This window comes from Actinoallomurus liliacearum, assembly GCF_039542035.1.
In the GTDB taxonomy this organism is placed as follows: Bacteria; Actinomycetota; Actinomycetes; order Streptosporangiales; family Streptosporangiaceae; genus Actinoallomurus; species Actinoallomurus liliacearum.
On record NZ_BAABHJ010000003.1, the window covers coordinates 1 to 19,768 of the forward strand.

The following is a 19,768-nucleotide window of genomic DNA, read 5'->3' on the forward strand; positions in this document are numbered from 1 at the left end:
CGCTCGATCGGGGTCGCGGAGTTCCGCACCTCGACACGCAACAACTTCCGGCCCTCAGGAGCGATCGTCATCGTGCGTCATCCCAGGCTGGGGTAGAGAGGGTGCTTGTCCGCCAGGTCGCGGACCCGGGCGGACAGCGCCGCGGAGTCGAACGACGGCTGCAGCGCCAGCGCGATGATGTCGGCGACCTCGGCGAAGTCGTCGGCTCGGAACCCGCGGGTGGCGAGGGCGGGCGTGCCGATCCGCAGACCGGAGGTCACCATCGGCGGGCGCGGGTCGTTCGGCACGGCGTTGCGGTTGACCGTGATGCCGATGTCGTGCAGGCGGTCCTCGGCGTCCCGTCCCGTGATCTCCGAGTCGACCAGGTCGACCAGGACCAGGTGGACGTCGGTGCCGCCGGTCAGCACCTTGACCCCCGCCTTGGCGGCGTCCTCGCGCAGGAGCCGGGCCGCGAGGATGCGGGCGCCCTCGAGCGTCCGGGCCTGCCGCTCGGCGAACTCGTCGGTCGCGGCGATCTTCAGGGCGACGGCCTTCGCGGCGATGACGTGTTCGAGCGGGCCGCCCTGCGTGCCGGGGAACACCGCCGAGTTGATCTTCTTGGCGTACTCCTCGCGGCAGAGGATGAGACCGCCGCGCGGGCCGCACAGCGTCTTGTGTGTCGTGGTCGTCACGACGTCGGCGTACGGCACCGGCGAGGGGTGCAGGCCCGCGGCGACCAGGCCGGCGAAGTGGGCCATGTCCACCATCAGCAGCGCCCCGGTCTCGTCGGCGACCCGCCGGAACGCGGCGAAGTCGAGCTGCCGCGGGTACGCTGACCAGCCGGCGATGATCATCTTCGGCCGGTATTCCTGGGCGAGCCGGGCGACCTCCTCCATGTCCACGAGGCCGTCGGGACCCACGTGGTAGGCGGCGACGTTGAACATCTTGCCGGAGTAGTTGATCCGCATGCCGTGGGTGAGGTGCCCGCCATGCGCGAGGTCCAGGCCGAGGATCGTGTCCCCGGGCTCCAGCAGCGCGAAGTACACCGCGATGTTCGCCTGCGCGCCCGAGTGGGGCTGCACGTTGGCGTGGTCCGCGCCGAACAGCTCCTTGGCGCGGTCGATCGCCAGTTGCTCGGTGACGTCGACGTACTCACAACCGCCGTAGTAGCGCCGCCCCGGGTAGCCCTCGGCGTACTTGTTCGTCATCACCGAGCCCTGCGCCTCGAGGACGCCGACGGGCGCGAAGTTCTCCGAGGCGATCATCTCCAGGGTCGACTGCTGCCGCCGCAACTCGTCCGCGATCGCGGCCGCGACGTCCGGGTCGACCTCGGACAGGGGCAGGTTCAAGAGGTTCATCACGCCTCCTCGATCAGCTTCGAGTAGGCCTGCGCGTCGAGCAGGTCTGCGGGGTCGTCATCGGTCCGCACCCGGAACAGCCATCCCTCGCCGTACGGGTCGGAGTTGATGGCCGCCGGGTCCTCCTCAACGGCGGTGTTCACCGCGACGACCTCACCGGTGACGGGCGAATAGACGTCGCTCACCGACTTGGTCGACTCGGCCTCGCCACACGGCTCACCGGCCTCAACGGACGCGCCCTCCTGGGGCAGCGACACGTACACGATGTCACCCAGCGCGTCGGCCGCGTGGGCCGTGATCCCGATGGTCACCACGCTCTCCGACGGCTCGGTGACCCACTCGTGCTCCTGGGTGTAGTACAGCGTCTCGGGAACGGTGCTCACGAAGTCCTCCTGTAGAACGGCAGTGCGACCTTGTCGACCGGCTCATGCTTACCGCGGATGTCCACCGCGAGGTCGGTGTCCTCGGCATGGCCCGCGTCGATGTAGGCCATGGCGATGGGCTTGCCCAGCGTCGGGGACGGCGCGCCACTGGTCACGACCCCGCAGGGCGTACCGTCCGGCGTCACCACGGCGTACCCGTGGCGCGGGACGCGACGCCCTCGCCCGACGAGCCCCACGAGGGTGCGGCCCGGCGGCGTGTCGGCGCGGGCGGCCAGCGCGGCGCGGCCGACGAAGTCACCGGGCTTGTCGAGCTTGACGCTGCGGCCGAGGCCGGCGTCGTACGGGGTGGTCTCGGTGGTCAGCTCGTTGCCGTACAGCGGCATGCCGGCCTCCAACCGCAGCGTGTCCCGCGCGGACAGCCCGGCGGGCCGCAGGTCGTCGCCGCCGGCCTCCGTGACGGCGTTCCAGACGGCGACGGCGTCACCGGCCGCCACGAACAGCTCGAAACCGTCCTCGCCGGTGTAACCGGTGCGCGCGATCAGCGCGTCGATCCCGGCGACCTTGCCCGGCAGGATCGCGTAGTACTTGAGGTCGGCGAGCGCGGCGTCGGTGAGCGTCGCCAGGATGGCGTGGGCCTTCGGGCCCTGCACGGCGATGAGCGCGTACGCGCCGGACCGGTCGTCGACGGTGGCCTTCTCGAACCCGTCCGCCCGCGCGGTCAGCTCGGCCCGTACGGTCGCGACGTTGGCCGCGTTCGCGACGACCATGTAGGTCTCCGGGGCGAGCCGGTACACGATCAGGTCGTCGAGCACGCCCCCGGCCGGGTCGACGATCATGGTGTAGCGCGCCCGGCCGACGGCGAGCACGGACAGGTGTCCGATGAGCGCGTGGTCGAGGGCCGCCCCGGCCTGCGGGCCGGTCACGAAGATCTCTCCCATGTGGGACAGGTCGAACAGGCCCGCGCCGGTGCGGACGGCCTGGTGCTCGGCGGTCTCGCTGCCGTAACGCAGCGGCATGAGGTACCCGGCGAACTCGGTGATCATGGCGCCGAGCTCGACGTGGACCTCGTGGAGTGGTGTTCTCTTGGCGTCCGGCGTGGACATCGGGGCAGGCTCCTATCACGCGGGCGGCCGGGAATCCCATCCTCCCATTGGCACGCGAAATGCGGTGGCGGTGCCCTCCCCCTCTGTCATCGGTGCCTGAGAGCTTCACCCCCTCGTCGGGGGCTTGCACCTTCGGCGGGAGCGTGGCTCCACTTTCCAGAGGTCGCCTGGTCCGCGCGGTTCGTGTGGCCTGAGAGGTTCCGGGGAGGGGTTGCTCCTTCGGCGTACCTCGCTGGCGGCGAGGTCACTCTCCCGCACGGGATCAACGGCATGGTCAGGCTAGCAGGACCTTCCTGGAGACGGAATCGACGACCGGTGGCCGGGACTTCCGGCTCAATTCCCCGCGAACGGCCGACGGCGGTCGAAGATCGCCGACTACTTTGATCATCCGGCCCGCCGGAGGCGGGTCCGTACGCGGGGGCTCGACCTCCACGACCGCGTCGACGCGCATCGAGCGTGAGGAGACTCCATGGCCCACCCGAGGACATCCCGGCGGATCATCGGATCGGCGGCGCTCGGCGTCGCGGCGGTCATCGGCCTCACCGGTGCCTGCTCGCCCGGCCGCGCGGCGGGGACCACAGCGGCGCACGAGACCGTGGCGGGCACGGCGCACGCGGCCGCGGCCGGCGGCCCGATCGACCTGACCAGCGGCTTCTACGTCGACCCGGACTCCAACCCCGCCACCTGGGTGAAGAACAATTCCGGCGACGGCCGCGCGGCCCGGATCACGTCGGCGATCGCCGGCAAGCCGATGGCGCGCTGGTTCGGCGACTGGAGCGGCGACATCGCCGCCGCGGTCTCGGCGTATGTCGGCGCCGCCGACGCGGCCGACAAGCTGCCCGTCCTCGTGGCGTACAACGTGCCGGGCCGGGACTGTTCGGGTCACTCCGCGGGCGGCGCGGGGAGCCCCGAGGCGTACCGGACGTGGATCTCGAACTTCGCCGCCGGGATCGGGGCGCGGCCCGCGGTCGTCGTCATCGGGCCCGACGCCGTCGCCCAGATCGACTGCCTGCCGAACGACTCCGAACGGCAGATCCGGCTTGACCTGCTGAAGTACGCCACCGAGCAGTTCGCGGCGAAGGCGCCGAACACCTGGGCCTACCTCGACGGCGGCAACGCCAAGTGGATCGCCCCGGCCACCATGGCCCAGCGGCTGGAGTCCGCCGGGGTGCACAACGTGCGGGGCTTCGCGGTGAACGTCTCGAACTACTACACGACCGACGAGTCCGTCTCCTACGGGGCGGCGGTGAACGCCGCGCTGTCGAGCAGGGTGCCGTTCGTCGTCGACACCAGCCGCAACGGCAACGGATCGAACGGGGAGTGGTGCAACCCGGCCGGCCGCAGGCTGGGCGTTCCGTCGCAGACCGGCGGTGGGGCGGAGATGCTGCTGTGGGTCAAGGTCCCCGGTGACTCCGACGGGTCCTGCGGGATCGGCCAGGGCGTCCCGGCCGGGCAGTTCAGCCCCGACCTCGCCATCCACCTGATCGACGGGTCCTGACGCCGCACCCGGCCGAGACCGGCGGAGGGGAGGCGCCCGCGTACCCCATCGTCCGGTCCGTCGCCGGGGTCCGCGCGGACGATGGGCCGGGCAAGAGGGCGTACAGGTGCCGGGACGGCCCTCGTGCGCGGGTTTTCGGCATACGCTTGACCGGTCGAGATCTCGGAGGCCTTCGGTGAGCGTGCGCGACACGGTGCGCGAGGCGGCCTGCCGCGGTGCCCGGTGGGCGCCTGCGGTGCGACGGGTGAGGAGCGTGTGCGGGCAATGAGCGTGCTTTTCGTGGTGGGCATCGTCGTCTTCTTCCTCGGGCTGCTCGCCTCGATCGCCCTGCACGAACTGGGCCACATGTCCTTCGCCAAGCTCTTCGGCGTCCGCGTGCCGCAGTTCATGGTCGGGTTCGGGCCCACGATGTGGTCACGGCGCAAGGGCGAGACCGAGTACGGCGTCAAGTGGATCCCGCTCGGCGGCTACATCCGGATGATCGGGATGCTGCCGCCCCGCCGGGGCGACGCGCCCGGGACGGTCCGCCAGGGATCCACCGGTCCGTTCCAGGGGCTGATCGAGTCGGCGCGCGGCGCCGCCCTGGAGGAGGTCGGCCCCGGCGACGAGGACCGCGTCTTCTACCGCAAGAAGTGGTGGCAGAAGGTCATCATCATGTTCGCCGGGCCGTTCATGAACATCCTGCTGGCGTTCGTGTTCATCAGCGTCGTCGTCATGGGGATCGGTATCTCGACCCTGCAGCCGGTGATCGACTCCGTGTCCAAGTGCACGATCCCGGCCGCGCAGGCGGGCCGTGACTGCCAGGCCGGCGACCCGGTGACCCCGGCGGTACGCGCGGGGCTGCGGCCCGGCGACCGGATCGTGTCCTACGAAGGCCACCGGATCCACACGTACGCGCAGCTGCAGGGCCTGATCCGGGGGTCCGGCGGCCGTACGGTCCCGGTCGTCGTCCACCGCGGCGGCCAGGACATTCCGTTGAGCGTGCCGGTGACCACCAACCAGATGCAGTCGCTCACCGACCCGGACAAGACCGAGACCGTCGGGTTCCTCGGGATCAGCCCGACGAGCGCCCGCGAGCGGCAGGGACCGGGCGTGGTCGTGAGCACGATGACCGACCTGACCAAGCACACCTTCGGGTCGCTGATCGACATGCCGAAGAAGATGGTCGGGGTCTGGAACGCGGCGTTCAGCGACAAGAAGCGCGACCCGAACGGGCCGATCGGCGTCGTCGGCGCCAGCCGGATCGGCGGGGAGATCGCCGCCTCGAAGGAGCCGGGCCTGGACAAGCTCGCGTTCTTCCTGATGATGCTGGGTACGGTCAACTTCGCGGTCGGCATGTTCAACCTCGTGCCGCTGCTGCCGCTGGACGGCGGACACATCGCGGGCGCGCTGTGGGAGGCGGTGAAGAAGGGCATCGCCCGGGTGACCCGCAGGCCCGACCCCGGCCACGTCGACGTGGCGAAGGCGCTCCCGCTCACGTACGCGATGGCCGCGGTGATCATCACGATGGGCGCCTTGCTGATCTACGCGGATCTGGTGAATCCGGTACGCCTGAACGGCTGACGGTCTCGGCGGCTTCCGAGTCGGCAGTGACCACCGACGTCAAGCGTTATCACAGACCGGAATGGGTCATGATGAGGACGTATGACGTCGGGGGCCAATATGGAGGGACTGTTCACCGAGCGCGTCGTCCAGACCGGACGGCTGCCGCTGTTCTGCTTCTTCGTGGCGTTCATCGTCACGTTCGTCATCGTGCGCATCAACGTGCGGCTGATCCGCGCCAAGGTCCGCTGGTGGTTCAAGAACGTCGAGGTCGGTGACCTGCACATCCACCACGTGGTGTTCGGCGTCGTGCTGATGCTCATCGGCGGGGTGGCCGGGTTCTGCATCCCGGACGTCTACACGGGCTGGTATGCCCTCGCCGCCTCCGTCTTCGGGGTGGGGGCCGCCCTCGTCCTCGACGAGTTCGCGCTCATCCTGCACCTGCGCGACGTCTACTGGATGGAGGAGGGTCGCGCCTCCGTCGACGCGGTGTTCATCGCGGTCGCGGTGACGGGCCTGATCCTGGTGGGCGTCCGCCCGATCTGGCTCAGCGACGTCCATGATCTGCGGCCGGACGCGACCGTCTCCGTCGGCGTCTTCCTGGTCGTCTTCGCCAACATCCTCGTCAACCTCGGTCTGGCCATCGTGACCCTCTTCAAGGGCAAGATCTGGACCGGGCTGCTGGGCCTGTTCCTGCCGGTGGTGCTCATCTTCAGCGCGTTCCGGCTGGCCCGGCCGGGATCGCCGTGGGCCCGCTGGAGGTACCGGCCGGGCACGCGGAAGTTCCGGCGGGCGCTCCGCCGTGAGCAGCGCATCCGCCGCCCGATGATCCGGGCGAAGATCTGGGTCCAGGAGTTCATCGCGGGCCGCCACGACCTGATCGCCCACGAGCGGACCGTGGGCCCCCGGCGCCGCCTCGACCGCGGCGGCCGGCCTTAGGACCGGCGCGGGCCGTGCACGTCGCGGGTGTGAGCGCGGGTGTCCTTGCGTACGGTCACGCGTTACGTTGGTCCTGTGCTTGGGTCGCCTGCGAGTGGTCGGTGGCCACGCCCTCGGAGTGGCTGTGCGACACGGCAGGCTGGCCGGCCGACTCCTGGTGGGTCGTCTCGGACTGGTCACTGCCGGAGGTCTGCGACGGGGGCGCGGCAGGCTGACCGGCCGGGGCGACGGTCAGGGCGACCGGCGAAGATTTCGACGGTCCGCAGTGGGCATCACCGCTGTAGCCGGCGGTGATCTGGTGGCGACCCGGCGGCAGGCCGGCAGGGTCAGCGTGGCGGTCGCGTCGCGGAGCGTCGCGGTTCCCAGCGACGCTCCGGGTGAGGCACCGTCGAAGAACTCGACGGTGCCGGTCGGTGCGGAGCCGGCGTACGACCTTGTCCAGAGCGGCGATGAGCTTGCCCGTGGCTTCGGGCGAGACGCCGAGGCGGTCGGCGAGTGCCCTGGGAGTCAGCGGGGGCGGCCTCGGCGGTCAGACGGGGAAGGTGGCGATGGCGCGCACGCTGGCGAAGGTGTCGGCCTCGGCGGCGGTCTTGTCCGGGCGATGGCGGAGCACCCGCGCGAACCGCAGTGCCAGCCCACCGGGATAGCGCGGGCTGCGCTGCACGCCGTCGAAGGCGATCTCGACGACGAGCTCGGGCCGTACGTAGACCGTGTAGTCGTCGCGGTGCGTCTCCAGCGCGAGCAGCCGCTCGGTCTGCCAGGCCAGCATCTCGTCGGTCAGGCCCTTGAACGTCTTGCCCAGCATCACGAACCCGCCGGTCTCCGGGTCGCGGGCGCCGAGGTGCAGGTTGGACAACTTGCCCCGGCGGCGTCCGTTGCCCCACTCGACGGCCAGGACGACCAGGTCGAGCGTGTGGCGGGGTTTCACCTTGATCCACCCGGCGCCGCGCCGGCCGGCGGTGTACGGGGTGTCGAGGGACTTGACCAGCACGCCTTCGTGACCGTGCGCGAGGGCGTCGTCGAAGAACGCGCGGGCCTCGTCGACGGAGGCGGTGACCACCCGCGGCATGCGCAGCGCCTCGGGGACGACCCGGACCAGCGCCTCGTTGCGCTCGGCGCCCGGCAGGTCGATCAGGTCCTCGCCGTCGAGGTGCAGCACGTCGAACAGGAACACCGACAGTGGAACGTCCTGCCCACCGCCCGGTCGTACGCCGTGGCTGGCGACACGGGCCGAGGTGACCTGGAACGGGTGGGGCCGGCCGTCGTCGCGCAGCGCGATGAGCTCACCGTCGAGGACGGCCGTGTCGGCGGGCAGCGCGCCGAGCGCGGTGACGATCTCCGGCAGCCGGCCGGTGATGTCGTCGAGCGTGCGGGTGAACAGGCGCACCTCGCCCTTGGACACGTGCGCCTGGACCCGGATGCCGTCGAGCTTCCACTCCACGGCGGCGGGGCTCACCTTCTCCAGCGCCGCCTCGACGGACGGCGCGCTGGCGGCGAGCATCGGCTTGACCGGGCGCCCGACCTCCAGGCCGAACGCGCGCAGCCCCTCCCGGCCCTCGGACAGCGCCGCGTCGGCCACCGCGCCGAGCGAGCCGCGGAACATCACGGCGCGGCGAACGTCGGCCGCCGGCACGTCGGCCGCGGCGGCGATGGCGTCGGCCATCACGCCGTCGAGAGCGCCCTGGCGCAGCTCGCCGGAGAGCAGGCGGAGGAGGAAACTCTGCTCGGCGGCGGTCGCTCGGGAGAACAATTCCCCCACCAACTGTCGCCGGGCGGTGACGGAACCCTTACCCGAGACCGCGCCGATCGCGGTGAACGCGGCGTCGACCTCGTCCACGGTGAGGGCCGCCTCGGTCGCGGCGGGCGGCAGGTCGCGAAGTGTCGCCCAGCCGACGCCGATCTGGCGTTGTGGCAGCTCACCGGAGAGATATGCCACCGCGATCGCCGTCTCCTCCGGCTCGGCGTCCCGCAGGCAGGCGGCGAGCAGCTCGATCTTGGCACGTCGGCCGGACGTCGCGGCGACGGCCCGTGAGGTCTCGGTGATCTCGCTCAACAGCACATTCCATTCTGACGCCGGGGACCGACAATCGGGTGAGCCCGTCCCGGAGGACCGGCGGCCGGGCACCGGCGGCCGGAGGAGGAGGCGAAGAACGGCATGGCGTCACACTTGCCGGACGCGTATGAGTCTGGTTTGGGAGTGGAATCGCCGGTTACGGTCGCATCGAGCCGACATCCCGGGCCGTCCGGGGAACACGAGTGGGGAGAAGGATTGGGACTGCCGCGGCTGCCGGAACCGTTCCACCGGGTCTACTCGCCCCCGGAGGCGCCGAAGGCGAAGAGCCGCCGGCCGCGTACGGCCGGTGTCGTGGTCGCCGCGTTCGTCGTGGTGGCGATGGGCCTCGCCGCCGCGGCCGTCTTCGTGTTCGGCCGTGGGGGAGCCCGCCCGGCGGCGGCACCGGCCCGGTCCCGGCCGGCCACGGCCGGTTCCCGAGCGGCCGACACGCCCGCGAGAGCCGCGCAGCCGCCCGTGTTCGCGAGCCTGCCGCAGGCGTGCTCGGTCCTGCCCGCCGACACGGTACGGCGGCTGGTGCCGACGGCCGCACCGAAGATCGACAAGATGGGCGCGGAGACGGCGGGCGTCTGCAAGTACTCGATGACCGACGGGGGCCGCTACCGCGCCGTACAGGTCGACGCGCGGGCGTTCCTGCCCAAGTACATGCACGACCAGGCCACCGGTATGACCGTCTGGTCGTTCGAGGGGCAGTGGCGGCAGGCGGAGAAGGACCGGACGGCCGACACGAGCTCGCTGCGCCGGATCGGCGGCCTCGGCGACGCGGCGTTCGAGCGGTTCTGGATCGACCGGGACGTCCGGATCGCGGTCGGAGAGGCCACCGTGCGGTACCGCAACATCATCCTGCGGGTCCAGTACACCGAGGAGCAGCCGGCCGACAAGGACCGGCCCGCCGCCGAGCAGCGGTGCCTGGCCGACGCCATCGCGGCCGCCCGCGCGGGCCTGACCTCGTTGCACTGATCCCGGAGCGGTACCGGTACCAGTACCCGAGAATGTCCCGAAAAATGAGTGAAACGGCATCTTGTTGGCGTCCGACACTTAATTCCGCATGAGGTGATCGTCTCTCGTCGGAGTCGTAGCTTCTGCGACCCTCATGGCCGCCTGTCGGCCGATTCGTCATGACCGGCCACTCATCCGCGCATAATGCCCGATGTGGGGCGGAGAAGGGCGCTTGGATGCGGCCGCGTTCACGGGTGTGGACTGTCTTGCGCACGGTGACGTAGCAGGTCAGCGCGCATGTCCACGGTGCGGGGCGGGCGGTGGCGGTTGTGCGGCAAATCCGCTTAATGGAGCTGAGGTCGCCTGATTCCCTACTCGTTGATAATGGCGGTATGGCTGATCCGACTAAGTGCCCATCTCGCACCGTAATCATTTGATCAAGAGCATAGAGACTTAGGTCGCGGTGTCGGTGATGGGGGAATGAGGGGAGCGGTGGCGATGCCGGCAGCCAGGGAGCAGTCCGGGCTGCCGCTGACATCAAGGGGGTACTTATGAGGGTCGAACTCCTGACCCTGACAACCGCTTCAGCGGCCGCTCTGACGATCGGGCTTGCTTCACCCGCTCTTGGCGCGGCGCTCCAAAGCGACACTCAGGCCGGGCTGCACCACCGGGCGCAGCACCTTGCCGTCCAGACGGGAGCACACAAGGCGCTGAATGCCGAAGGTGCGCACGGCGCGGCCCTCCGCCGGGGCGGCGACGATGACGACGGTGACGGTGACGGTGACGGCGGCGGTGACGGCGGCGGTGACGTCGGCATCGCGCATCACCAGTTCCGTCACCGGCACCACGGCATCCTCCGTGGTCCCTTCGCCTTCGGCGACGAGGGGGGAGGCGGCTGTGACGACGAGAGCTGTGGTGGAGACGGCGACCACGCGGCCGGTGACGAAGAGGGCGAAGGCTGCTGCGCCGGTGGCGGTGGTGGCGGCAAGGAGGTCGTGAAGAAGATCCGCGGACGGGTCGTGCACGCGGTGCCCGGCCAGGTCAGCGCGGTTCCGCGTGGCGCCGTGCCGACCGGTTTCGGTGGCAGCCAGGGAGCGAGCGTGCCGATCGGCGTCGCCGGGCTCACCTTGATCCTGGGCGGCGCGGGGCTCATTGCTCGCCGGCGGATCCGGACCGGTGCCCGTTCCTAGCCGATCATCGCGATCACGTGGCGGCCGTCTCCGCGGCGGGGCGGCCGCCGGGTTGATCGCTACCGGGGCGGCGGTCCTGTGGTTCGACGCGTGTCACCACACAGGGCCGCCGCGACCGGACCCGCATGCCGCCCGGTCGGGCGCGGCGATCAGCCCGCCGGCCGGGCCGGTCCTCAAGGCGGCGGCGCCGCTGCGTGTGGACGTCCCGCGCGTCGGGATCCACTCGCGGCTGATCCGGGTCGGCCTCCAGCACGACGGCTCGCTCGGCGTGCCGCCGCTGTCGCGTGCCCAGTTGGCCGGCTGGTACGAGAAGGGCCCGTCGCCGGGTGAGCGCGGACCCGCCGTGCTCGTCGGCCACGTCGACACGAAAAAGGGGCCGGCCGTCTTCTTCCGGCTCTCGAGCCTGCACCCGGGCGACCGGATCGAGGTCACCCGCGCGGACGGGAAGGTGGCGACGTTCACCGTCGACTCGGTCGAGCGCGTCCCCAAGAAACACTTCCCGACGCAACGGGTCTACGGCGACCTGAACTTCGCCGGGCTCCGCCTGATCACGTGCGGTGGCGACTTCGACGGCCACAGCTACGAGGACAACACGATCGTCTACGCCCACCTGGCCATGAACCGCCGGCCCGGCGGGCCCTCCGCCACCGCGACACCCGCCACGGGCGGCTCACCGGAGGCTCCCCGAACCACCGGCCGGGTTTCGCATAAGCCGTGACGTTTCCTCGAAGAGGGAGGATGCTTGGCGTAATGCTGCCTGGTCACGACCGGTCGGGAGGTCGACAGATGCGAATTTCGGAGATCCTCCGCGTCAAGGGCGCGGATGTCGCGACGATCGCGCCGGAGGCGAGCGTACGGCGACTCCTCGCGCTGCTGGCGGAGCGCAATATCGGCGCCGTCGTCGTGTCGGCGGACGGTTCCACGATCGAGGGCATCGTCTCGGAGCGTGACATCGTCCGGCGGCTGAACGAGCGGGGCACGGACCTGCTCGACGCCCCGGTGTCGTCGATCATGACGAGCCCGGTGCGCACATGCGATCCCGGCGACGCCGTGGACGGGCTGCGCGGCACGATGACCGAGCACCGCATCCGTCACCTGCCGGTCGTCCGCGACGGCCGCCTGGTCGGGATCGTCAGCATCGGCGACGTCGTCAAGAGCGCCATCGCCGAGCTCGAGACCGAACGCGAACAGCTCGTCGACTACATCAAGCGCTGACCCCCGTTCCGGCGCCCGGTACGCCACCGGCCGCCCGGCCCACTCGGCCCGTCCGGTCCGCCACCGAGCCGTTCGGTCCGCCACCGAGCCGTTCGGTCCGCCACCGAGCCGTTCGGTCCGCCACCGGGGGATCCGGTCGCCGTCGGTTCGGGCGGGGGCGGGCACGATGGACCACATGAGCGTTGAGCCCCTCACCCTGCATGCGATGGACGGCGTCCGGATCGACGCCGGCCACCTCCCCGGACCGGACGGCCTGTGCCTGGTCCTCGCGCACGGGTTCACCGGCGCGTGGCGACAGCCGACGACGCGGCGGATCGCCGCGGTGCTCGGCGAGGTGGGCGGCGTCATCGCGATCGACTTCCGCGGCCACGGGCGGTCCGGCGGCCGGTCCACGGTCGGTGACCGGGAGATCCTCGACGTCGACGCGGCCGTCCGGCACGCCCGCCACCTCGGGTACCGGCACATCGGGCTCGTCGGCTTCTCGATGGGCGGGGCCGTCGTTGTCCGGCACGCGGCGCTGCACGGCGGCGTCGACGCGGTCGCCGCGGTCAGCGCGCCGGCCCGCTGGTACTACCGCGACACCAAGCCGATGCGCCGCGTGCACTGGGCGATCGAGCGCCGGTCGGGCCGCCTGGCCGCCCGCCTCGTCAAGCGGACGCGGATCGCCGGCGGCACCTGGGCGACGGTGCCCGCGGCGCCGCACGAGGTCGCGGGACGCATCGCGCCGACACCGCTGCTCGTCGTGCACGGCGACCAGGACCCCTTCCTGCCGGTCGAGCACGCCGAGCAGCTGTACGCCGCGGCCCGTGATCCCCGCGAGCTGTGGATCGAACCCGGCTACGGGCACGCCGAAAGCGCCGCGACCCCGGCGTTGATCCGCCGGATCGGACAATGGGCCGCATCTCAGGCGACGGCCGTGCACTAGGGTGCGCACGTGCGGGTGGTGGTGACGGGGGCCGCCGGGTTCATCGGCGGCCATGTGGCGGAGGCGTTCGCCGGGGCGGGCCATGAGGTGCTCGCCGTCGACGCGCTGCACCGGTCCGCCGCGCCGGAGGCCGCGCGGCTTACCTGGGCGGCGCTCGCCGACCGGGCCGGCGTCACGCTCGTCGAGGCCGACCTGGCGGCCGACGACCTGACCAAGCTCGCCGACGCGGACGTGGTCGTCCACCTGGCCGGCCGGCCCGGAGTGCGCAGTTCGTGGGGCGCCGGGGAGGCGGCCACCGAGCGCGACAACGTCACCGCCACGCAGCGGCTGCTCGCCGCCTGCCTGGACCCGGCGGCCGGTCGCCGTCCGCGCGTGGTCGTCGCGTCGAGCTCCTCGGTGTACGGCTCCGCGGGCGACCGCCCGCACCGCGAGGACGATCCGCCGCGTCCCGCCAGCCCGTACGCGCGGAGCAAGGTCGCCGTCGAGCACCTCGTCGCGCGGGCGGTGCGGGAGGGCCTGCCGGCGGTGACCCTGCGATACTTCTCGGTGTACGGCCCGCGCCAGCGCCCCGACATGGCCTTCCACCGGTTCGTCGAGGCGGCGCGGCACGGCCGTCCGCTGCCGGTCTTCGGGGACGGCCGGCAGTCCCGCGCCTTCACGCACGTCGCCGACGTCACGGCCGCGACGCTGGCCGCGGCCACCGCCGACCTGCCGCCGGGGACCGTGCTCAACGTCGGCCATTCCGAGCCCGTCACCGTCCGGGACGCGATCGACCTCCTCGCCGGTCTCCTGGGCGTACGTCCGCGGGTGCGCGAGTACGCGCCGGCGGCCGGCGACGCTACCCGTACGTGGGCGGACACGGCCAGGGCCGAGCGCCTGCTCGGCTGGTCCGCCCGGATCGGGCCGGCCGAGGGCCTGGCCGACCAGGTCCGGTGGCACCGCGAGCGTACGGAGCGGGCGGGATGAGTTCCGAGACACCGGCGGCCGTCCGGGCCGCCTACTTCGCCTTCGACCGCTTCCCGTCGAGCAAGGGGTCGGCGGTGCACATCGGGCACATGGCGGCCGAGCTGTTCGCCCGGTTCGACGGCGGCCTGCTCGGCGTGCTCGGCGGTGGGCCCCTGCCGCGCTACCAGCGGGAGGCGGGCGGCATCGAGATCGCGCGCTTCGGCGAGCAGATCCCCAACTTCCTCGACCGCGCCGAGGCGTTCTCCCGATGGGTCGCCGCGCACGTGGAGCCGCACCGCGAGACCCTGCGGATCTGCCACGTCCGCGATCCGTGGAGCGCGCTGCCCGTGCTCGCCCTTCCCGGACGGGGGTACCGCGTCGTGTACGAGGTCAACGGGCTGCCGTCCGTCGAGCTCGTGCACACCCACCCGTCGGTCACCCCCGCCACCCTGGCGAAGATCGCCGACCTGGAGCGGCTCTGCCTCGAGGGCGCCGACGCGGTCGTGGTGCCCTCGCGGGTCATCGCGGGGGCGCTGTCCCGCAGGGGCGTCCCCGAGACGAAGGTCCACCTGGTGCCGAACGGCGCCGACGTGGCCGCCGCCGCGCCCCGTCCGGACGGTGCGCCGGAGCGGTACCTGGTCTACGTCGGGGCGCTGCAGCCGTGGCAGGGCGTCGACGTGCTGCTGCGGGCGTTCGCCCGGCTGGCGGACCTGACCGATCTCCGGCTGGTCATCTGCTCGTCGGTGCCGGAGCGCCGGGCCCGTCCGCTGCGCCGCCTCGCGGAGCGCCTCGGCGTCGCGGACCGCCTGCTCTGGCGGTTCACGCTCCCGCACGCGGAGGTGGCGGGCTGGCTGGCGGGCGCCGCGATCTCCGTCGCGCCGCTGACCGCCTGCGCGCGCAACCTCGACCAGGGCTGCGCGCCGCTGAAGATCCTGGAGTCGATGGCCGCGGGGGTCCCGGTGGTCGCCTCCGACCTCCCCGCCGTACGAGAGATCATGGCCGACCGGGAGCACGGCCGGCTGGTCGCTCCGGACCGCCCCGCCGAGCTGGCCCGCGTGCTCCGCGTCCTGCTGGAGTATCCGGACGCCGCCCGCGCGATGGGCGAACGCGGCCGGCAGCGGATCCTGGCCGACCTCACCTGGCCGGCGTCCCGCGCCCGGCTGTCCGCGGTGTACGACTCCCTGACGTCTCCTGTCGTGCGCCGCTGACCCGGACCGTGGAGGCCGAACATGCCATATGAGGCTTATCCCGGGCGATATCCGGTTGGTATTGTCCGCCCATGTTCTGGCGGAAGACACGGGCGGCGATCGAGCGATTCCACCCGGTGCACCAGGGGCTGATTCTGCAGCGCACCGCGTCCGCCACGCTCCCGCCGGCGGAGTGGGACGCCGTCGTGGCCAGCCTCGCCCGGCACGCCGAGACGGTGAAGCGGCGGAAGTGGCGTATACCGGACCGGGCGGTGCACGTGGTGGTGCCGCTGATCAGGGTGCTGTGCGAGGACGTCGCGCCGAACGGCGCCATCGGCATCACCGCCGACCTGCGCGGTCCCAAGGTGCCCGAGAAGACCGGGCCGAGCCAACGGTTTCCCGGGCGCGGGCGGGTGCGCAGCATCACCGAGTGGTTCGCGCAGGACCCCTGGCTCACGGCGCGGGCCGAGCTGCGGGACGGCAGCGTCCTGGAGCTGGCCGTCACCGACCGGGTCCGCTACCGGAAGATCCACAAGGTCAATCCGCGCGGCAAGCACAAGCACAAGACGAAGACCAAGACCGTCCAGCGGATCACCGCCCGGCGCACCCTGCAGCCCGACCAGAACGTACGGCGGCCGGACACCCCGCCGCCGCCCTCGCTCGCGGTCCGCGTCAAGTCCGCCAAGCGCACGGTGGTCAGCGCGACGACGAAGCTCGGCCCGGCGCCCGCTCTGGACGACCAGGTGCAGTGGATCCTGGCGGTGGCGACCGAGCCGTTCCGGTGGACGCCGCCGACGGCGCCGGTGAGGAGGACCGCGTGAACCCCTGCGCCGTGACGACCGGCTTCTTCGTGCTCGGCCGGTGCGGCCGGCCGTCGGTCACCGTGTGCCGCTGCGGCCGTCCCGTCTGCGGTCATCACGTCGACCCCCAGGGGCTGTGCCCCGAGTGCGCCGCCACGCAGGCCTATGAGGACCCCTTCCACCCCGGATGGGCGCGTGGGTACCGCCGGCACTACTACCAGCAGAGCTCCGGGCAGTACAACGACCCGATCTGGTATTCGCGGTTCGACTCCTACGACCGCGGCCAGTTCGACGCGGGCGACGGCTTCGACACGGGCGGCTACGAGGGTGACGGCTTCGACGGCGACGACGGGAACGACTGGGTCGACAGTTGATGCGCGTCCTGTGGATCACCGAGCACTACCCGCCGAGCCGCGGCGGCATGGCGGAGTCGTGTGACCGCATCGTCCGCGGCCTGCGGGCGGCGGGCGTGGAGATCGACGTGGCGCACCTGACCCGGCGGTCGCGGCCGTGGCGGGTGGAGCGCGAGTCCGGCGGGCGGCTGCTCGTGGTCCCGCTGGAGGACAACCCCGAGCACGCGCTGCGCCGGCTCTGGACCGAGCTGCGCGGCGAGGAGTACACCCACGTCGTCGCGTTCGGCGGCACGTACGCCCTGGTCGGCGCGCCCGTGCTGGCCGCCTGGCTCGGCGCGCCGCTGATCACGCTGCTGCGCGGCAACGACTTCGACACCGGCGTCTTCTCGCTGCGCCGCCGCGAGGCGCTGCTGACGGCGCTGCGCGCGTCCGCCCGCGTCTGCGTGGTCGCCCGGTCGCATGGCCCGCTGGTGTCCGCGCTCGTCCCGGACACCGCCGTGACGTGGGTGGCCAACAGCATCGACACCGCCGACTGGGAGGTCCTGCCCTCCGAGCGGGCCCGCGCCCGGGAGTGGCGGGCGGCCCACGTGGAGCCGGGGCGGCGCGTGCTCGGCCTCGTCGGTCAGCTCAAGAACAAGAAGGGCGTCGGCTTCCTGCTCGACGCGCTCGCCGCCTCCGGGCACGTGCCGGCGTTCCATCTGCTCCTCGTCGGCGAGCTTGAGGACGGGATGGAGGAGCGGCTGGCCGCCGTGCCGCACACGCGGATGCCGTTCCTGGACCGGTACGAACTGCCGGGCGTGTACGCGTCCTGCGATCTGGTCGCGCTGCCGTCGTTCTACGACGGGCTGCCGAACGTCTCGCTGGAGGCCGCCGCGCTCGGCGTACCGCTGCTCGCCTCCGACGCCGGGGGCCTGGCCGACCTGGCCGACGAGGAGATCGGCTTCACGTTCCGCGCGGGCGACCCGCACGGCTGCCGTGCGGCCGTCGACCGGGCCGTACGGGCGACGGACGAGGAGCTCGCCAAGCTGGGCGCGGCGGCGCGCGAACGCGTGCGCCGGGACTTCGCCCCGGCGGCCGAGACCGCCGGATACCTGGCGGTCCTCACGGAGACCGAAGCGTGAAGCGTGCGGCGAGCGGTCTGGTGGTGGCGGCGGTGCTGCTGCTCGCCGGCTGTTCCGGTGGCGGGGGCGGCGACCGTACGACGACCGCACCACCACCGTCGCCGAGCACCGCCTCCGCCGCGCCGGCGTACCTGCGCGTCACGACCGCCGCCGGCGGCCCGCTCCTGCTCATCGACACGACCGGTGGGACGACGCGGATCACCAGCAGGCTCGGCGGCGCGTCGGTCACCATCACCGGCGCGGACGGCCGGTACACCGAGGGCGGCCGGGTGGTGGCCGTGGTGAAGCCGTCCGCCGACGGCGTCAAGATGAAGGACACCGCCGGACGTACGCTGTGGCGCGCCAAGCTCGCGGGCGGCAAGGTGCGGATCCGGCGCGGCGAGTCCGACACGCGGTACGAGTTCCGGCACGAGGCGGACGGCCGGATCAAGGTGAAGCAGGGGCAGACCGAGGTCGGCGACGTCCGGCCCCTGGAGCAGGGCGCCAAGGTCGAGACCGCGGCCGGCGCCACGGTCGCCCGCTCCGGCACCGCGCCGAGCACCGGCCTGGCGGTCCTGCTCTGCCTCGAGGTGCCGCCGGACCTGCGGGCCGTACTCGCCGCCGCGCTGGCGTCCCGGCTTTGATCGTCTGCTACGCGCAGGGCGGGGGCCTCGGGCACCTCACCCGCATCCGGGCCTACCTGCACACCCGTGAGGTGGGCGACGAGCCGGTGACGATCCTGACCGGTTCGCCGTTCGCCGGTGACTCGCGGGTCGTGGCCGGCCGCCCGGTGCTGTCCGCGCCCGCCGGGCTGGACCGGGACGCGCTCACGCGCTGGATCGGCGGGACCCTGGCCGGGCTGCGGCCGCGTGAGCTCGTCGTCGACGCCTTTCCCGCAGGGCTGTCCGGCGAACTGAGCGCCGCCATCGTCCCGGCGGGCACCCGCGTCGTGCACCTCGCCCGGCTGCTGCGCTGGGACGCGTACCGGCCGCTGCTGGCCGCCGATCCCCTCGAGTTCGCCGAGACCCGGCTGGTCGAGCCGGTGGGCGACGCGCACCGCGCGTACCTCGAGGCGGTGTCGTCCGTGGTCGCGCCGCTGACGCTGGTCGACCCGCCGGAGCCGGAACCCGCCGTCCCCACCGAGCCCGGCGGCTGGCTGATCGTGCACTCCGGGCCGGTCGCCGAAGTGTCGGAACTCGTCGCGTACGCGCTGGACGTCGCGGCGCTCGACGGCGCGCGTCCGAGGTTCACGCTGGTGTCGCCGAGCCGTCCGGACGGCCTGCCGCCGGGGATCGCGCACCATGACGTCTATCCGGCCTGGCCGTTGTTCGCCGGGGCGGACCGGATCGTCACCGCGGCGGGCTGCAACGTGGTCCGCCAGCTGGCCCGATGGCCGGAGCGGCACCGGATGCTGCCGTTCCCGCGCCGCTTCGACGACCAGTACGCCCGCGCCGCCCGCGCCCGCCGCCCGATCTCCTAGGGCCGGTTCAGCCGCTGAAGGTGATGTGCGCGCCGGAGACGTGCAACTCCACGCCCTTCGCGGTGACCGACAGGCTGTCGAACGTGAGGCCGAGCGGCAGGCCGCCGACCGGCACGGTGAAGTCGAGGTCCTCGTCCAGGTCGGAGAGGGAGAATCCCTCGGCCGACAGCGGGTGGACGCGGATCTGGTCCCGGCCGACCTTGGTGACCTGCCAGACCACCGTGCCGGAGCCGATTCCGAAGTCGACGTCGCCCTTGACCTTGTCGGGACCGGCCGCCGTGAACCGTACGCCGGGCTCGTCGGAGGTCTTGGCCAGCTCGCCGAACCCGATCGTCGCGGTGCCGTCCACTCTGCTGAGGGAGCCCTTGCGGAACCCCGAGTCGACGCGCACGTCCCGGACGTCCCCATCGATGCGGCTGATGGTGATCGGCCCCTCCCGCACGTTGCGGGCGGTCAGGTGGGCGTGCGGGAAGTGACGGTTCAGGACCTGGGTGACAAAGGGGAAGCCGCTGATCGTCACGTCGGGCCGGGCACCGAACCCCTGCTTCTGGATCTCACTGGAGATACGGCTCTCGGCGTACGCGGCGGCGATCCGGTCGAGGGCGACCAGAAGGCCCAGCAGCACCAGAAGGACGACCAGCACGACGACCCACGGCCGCCGCCGGCGGCGGCGTTTCGCCGGAAGGCCGTCCGGGCGGGTCATATCGCTGTCGTAGGCGCTCATTTGACGGTGATGGAGGTCGCCATGATGTTCAGCAAAT

20 protein-coding genes and 2 riboswitches are annotated in these 19,768 nt (G+C 72.2%); of the genes, 14 read left to right on the forward strand and 6 right to left on the reverse strand.

The features are described from left to right. Positions 1 to 77 precede the first annotated feature (77 nt). Genes ABD978_RS05920 through gcvT form a run of 3 tightly spaced genes read right to left on the reverse strand, consistent with a single transcriptional unit; the run spans position 78 to position 2,823 of the window. Positions 78 to 1,337 carry a serine hydroxymethyltransferase gene (locus ABD978_RS05920; protein ID WP_345349599.1) on the reverse strand — a complete coding sequence of 420 codons (1,260 nt, stop codon included), beginning with the start codon at positions 1,335 to 1,337 and terminating at the stop codon, positions 78 to 80. After that, on the reverse strand, positions 1,337 to 1,720 hold the full coding sequence (gene gcvH, locus ABD978_RS05925; protein WP_345349602.1) for a glycine cleavage system protein GcvH: 384 nt from the start codon (positions 1,718 to 1,720) through the stop codon (positions 1,337 to 1,339). The genes ABD978_RS05920 and gcvH overlap by 1 nt, the downstream gene beginning before the upstream one ends. Further along, entirely contained in the window at positions 1,717 to 2,823 is a 1,107-nt protein-coding gene (gcvT, locus tag ABD978_RS05930) for a glycine cleavage system aminomethyltransferase GcvT (RefSeq protein ID WP_345349605.1), read from the reverse strand. Before gcvT ends, gcvH begins: the two co-directional genes overlap by 4 nt. Positions 2,824 to 2,896: 73 nt before the next feature. Continuing rightward, positions 2,897 to 2,989: riboswitch (glycine riboswitch) on the reverse strand. Between the two features lies 1 nt (position 2,990). Continuing rightward, positions 2,991 to 3,088: riboswitch (glycine riboswitch) on the reverse strand. 204 nt (positions 3,089 to 3,292) lie between these two features. Here gcvT and ABD978_RS05935 point away from each other — a divergent pair. The 3 genes from ABD978_RS05935 to ABD978_RS05945 all read left to right on the forward strand — a co-directional run bounded on the left by ABD978_RS05935 (position 3,293) and on the right by ABD978_RS05945 (position 6,802). Then, a complete protein-coding gene (locus tag ABD978_RS05935; RefSeq protein WP_345349608.1) occupies positions 3,293 to 4,321 on the forward strand; it encodes a glycoside hydrolase family 6 protein in 1,029 nt (342 codons plus the stop codon). A gap of 264 nt (positions 4,322 to 4,585) precedes the next feature. Then, a complete protein-coding gene (locus ABD978_RS05940) occupies positions 4,586 to 5,884 on the forward strand; it encodes a M50 family metallopeptidase (RefSeq protein ID WP_345349611.1) in 1,299 nt (432 codons plus the stop codon). An 81-nt stretch (positions 5,885 to 5,965) separates the two neighbouring features. Further along, entirely contained in the window at positions 5,966 to 6,802 is an 837-nt protein-coding gene (locus ABD978_RS05945) for a hypothetical protein (protein WP_345349614.1), read from the forward strand. 529 nt (positions 6,803 to 7,331) lie between these two features. Here the strand turns inward: ABD978_RS05945 and ABD978_RS05950 are convergent. After that, the gene (locus ABD978_RS05950) at positions 7,332 to 8,861 is read right to left on the reverse strand and encodes an ATP-dependent DNA ligase (RefSeq protein ID WP_345349617.1); all 1,530 of its coding nucleotides are present in this window, start codon (positions 8,859 to 8,861) and stop codon (positions 7,332 to 7,334) included. 210 nt (positions 8,862 to 9,071) lie between these two features. Here ABD978_RS05950 and ABD978_RS05955 point away from each other — a divergent pair, with 210 nt between their 5' ends. Then, a complete protein-coding gene (locus ABD978_RS05955) occupies positions 9,072 to 9,833 on the forward strand; it encodes a hypothetical protein (protein ID WP_345349620.1) in 762 nt (253 codons plus the stop codon). Between the two features lie 593 nt (positions 9,834 to 10,426). On the opposite strand, the gene ABD978_RS05960 is transcribed toward ABD978_RS05955, so the two are convergent. Continuing rightward, positions 10,427 to 10,837, reverse strand: coding sequence for a hypothetical protein (locus ABD978_RS05960; protein ID WP_345349623.1), 411 nt, complete (start codon positions 10,835 to 10,837; stop codon positions 10,427 to 10,429). Positions 10,838 to 11,054: 217 nt separating this feature from the next. Between ABD978_RS05960 and ABD978_RS05965 the strand changes: the two genes are divergently transcribed. From ABD978_RS05965 to ABD978_RS06010, 10 genes are all read left to right on the forward strand, one after another. Then, positions 11,055 to 11,720 carry a class F sortase gene (locus tag ABD978_RS05965; RefSeq protein ID WP_345349626.1) on the forward strand — a complete coding sequence of 222 codons (666 nt, stop codon included), beginning with the start codon at positions 11,055 to 11,057 and terminating at the stop codon, positions 11,718 to 11,720. Positions 11,721 to 11,788: 68 nt separating this feature from the next. Then, positions 11,789 to 12,217, forward strand: coding sequence for a CBS domain-containing protein (locus ABD978_RS05970; RefSeq protein ID WP_345349628.1), 429 nt, complete (start codon positions 11,789 to 11,791; stop codon positions 12,215 to 12,217). A gap of 175 nt (positions 12,218 to 12,392) precedes the next feature. Further along, positions 12,393 to 13,142 carry an alpha/beta hydrolase gene (locus ABD978_RS05975; protein WP_345349631.1) on the forward strand — a complete coding sequence of 250 codons (750 nt, stop codon included), beginning with the start codon at positions 12,393 to 12,395 and terminating at the stop codon, positions 13,140 to 13,142. Between the two features lie 9 nt (positions 13,143 to 13,151). Continuing rightward, the gene (locus ABD978_RS05980) at positions 13,152 to 14,108 is read left to right on the forward strand and encodes an NAD-dependent epimerase/dehydratase family protein (RefSeq protein ID WP_345349634.1); all 957 of its coding nucleotides are present in this window, start codon (positions 13,152 to 13,154) and stop codon (positions 14,106 to 14,108) included. Beyond that, positions 14,105 to 15,295 (forward strand): glycosyltransferase family 4 protein, encoded by a 1,191-nt coding sequence (locus ABD978_RS05985; RefSeq protein ID WP_345349637.1) that lies wholly within the window; start codon positions 14,105 to 14,107, stop codon positions 15,293 to 15,295. The genes ABD978_RS05980 and ABD978_RS05985 overlap by 4 nt, the downstream gene beginning before the upstream one ends. A 71-nt stretch (positions 15,296 to 15,366) precedes the next feature. Then, the gene (locus ABD978_RS05990) at positions 15,367 to 16,095 is read left to right on the forward strand and encodes a hypothetical protein (protein ID WP_345349640.1); all 729 of its coding nucleotides are present in this window, start codon (positions 15,367 to 15,369) and stop codon (positions 16,093 to 16,095) included. After that, positions 16,092 to 16,448 carry a hypothetical protein gene (locus ABD978_RS05995; RefSeq protein ID WP_345349643.1) on the forward strand — a complete coding sequence of 119 codons (357 nt, stop codon included), beginning with the start codon at positions 16,092 to 16,094 and terminating at the stop codon, positions 16,446 to 16,448. Before ABD978_RS05990 ends, ABD978_RS05995 begins: the two co-directional genes overlap by 4 nt. Then, a complete protein-coding gene (locus ABD978_RS06000) occupies positions 16,448 to 17,548 on the forward strand; it encodes a glycosyltransferase family 4 protein (RefSeq protein ID WP_345349646.1) in 1,101 nt (366 codons plus the stop codon). The genes ABD978_RS05995 and ABD978_RS06000 overlap by 1 nt, the downstream gene beginning before the upstream one ends. Continuing rightward, on the forward strand, positions 17,545 to 18,171 hold the full coding sequence (locus ABD978_RS06005) for a hypothetical protein (RefSeq protein WP_345349649.1): 627 nt from the start codon (positions 17,545 to 17,547) through the stop codon (positions 18,169 to 18,171). The genes ABD978_RS06000 and ABD978_RS06005 overlap by 4 nt, the downstream gene beginning before the upstream one ends. Beyond that, the gene (locus tag ABD978_RS06010; RefSeq protein ID WP_345349652.1) at positions 18,168 to 19,007 is read left to right on the forward strand and encodes a hypothetical protein; all 840 of its coding nucleotides are present in this window, start codon (positions 18,168 to 18,170) and stop codon (positions 19,005 to 19,007) included. The genes ABD978_RS06005 and ABD978_RS06010 overlap by 4 nt, the downstream gene beginning before the upstream one ends. A 7-nt stretch (positions 19,008 to 19,014) precedes the next feature. On the opposite strand, the gene ABD978_RS06015 is transcribed toward ABD978_RS06010, so the two are convergent. Beyond that, a complete protein-coding gene (locus ABD978_RS06015) occupies positions 19,015 to 19,731 on the reverse strand; it encodes an LmeA family phospholipid-binding protein (protein WP_345349655.1) in 717 nt (238 codons plus the stop codon). Positions 19,732 to 19,768: the final 37 nt, after the last annotated feature.

Coding starts and splice junctions, on each gene's coding strand:
- ABD978_RS05920 (WP_345349599.1), bottom strand. CDS start 1,337: ATGAACCTCTTGAACCTGCCCCTGTCCGAGGTCGACCCGGACGTCGCG.
- gcvT (WP_345349605.1), bottom strand. CDS start 2,823: ATGTCCACGCCGGACGCCAAGAGAACACCACTCCACGAGGTCCACGTC.
- ABD978_RS05935 (WP_345349608.1), top strand. CDS start 3,293: ATGGCCCACCCGAGGACATCCCGGCGGATCATCGGATCGGCGGCGCTC.
- ABD978_RS05940 (WP_345349611.1), top strand. CDS start 4,586: ATGAGCGTGCTTTTCGTGGTGGGCATCGTCGTCTTCTTCCTCGGGCTG.
- ABD978_RS05945 (WP_345349614.1), top strand. CDS start 5,966: ATGACGTCGGGGGCCAATATGGAGGGACTGTTCACCGAGCGCGTCGTC.
- ABD978_RS05970 (WP_345349628.1), top strand. CDS start 11,789: ATGCGAATTTCGGAGATCCTCCGCGTCAAGGGCGCGGATGTCGCGACG.
- ABD978_RS05975 (WP_345349631.1), top strand. CDS start 12,393: ATGAGCGTTGAGCCCCTCACCCTGCATGCGATGGACGGCGTCCGGATC.
- ABD978_RS05985 (WP_345349637.1), top strand. CDS start 14,105: ATGAGTTCCGAGACACCGGCGGCCGTCCGGGCCGCCTACTTCGCCTTC.
- ABD978_RS05990 (WP_345349640.1), top strand. CDS start 15,367: ATGTTCTGGCGGAAGACACGGGCGGCGATCGAGCGATTCCACCCGGTG.
- ABD978_RS06000 (WP_345349646.1), top strand. CDS start 16,448: ATGCGCGTCCTGTGGATCACCGAGCACTACCCGCCGAGCCGCGGCGGC.
- ABD978_RS06015 (WP_345349655.1), bottom strand. CDS start 19,731: ATGAGCGCCTACGACAGCGATATGACCCGCCCGGACGGCCTTCCGGCG.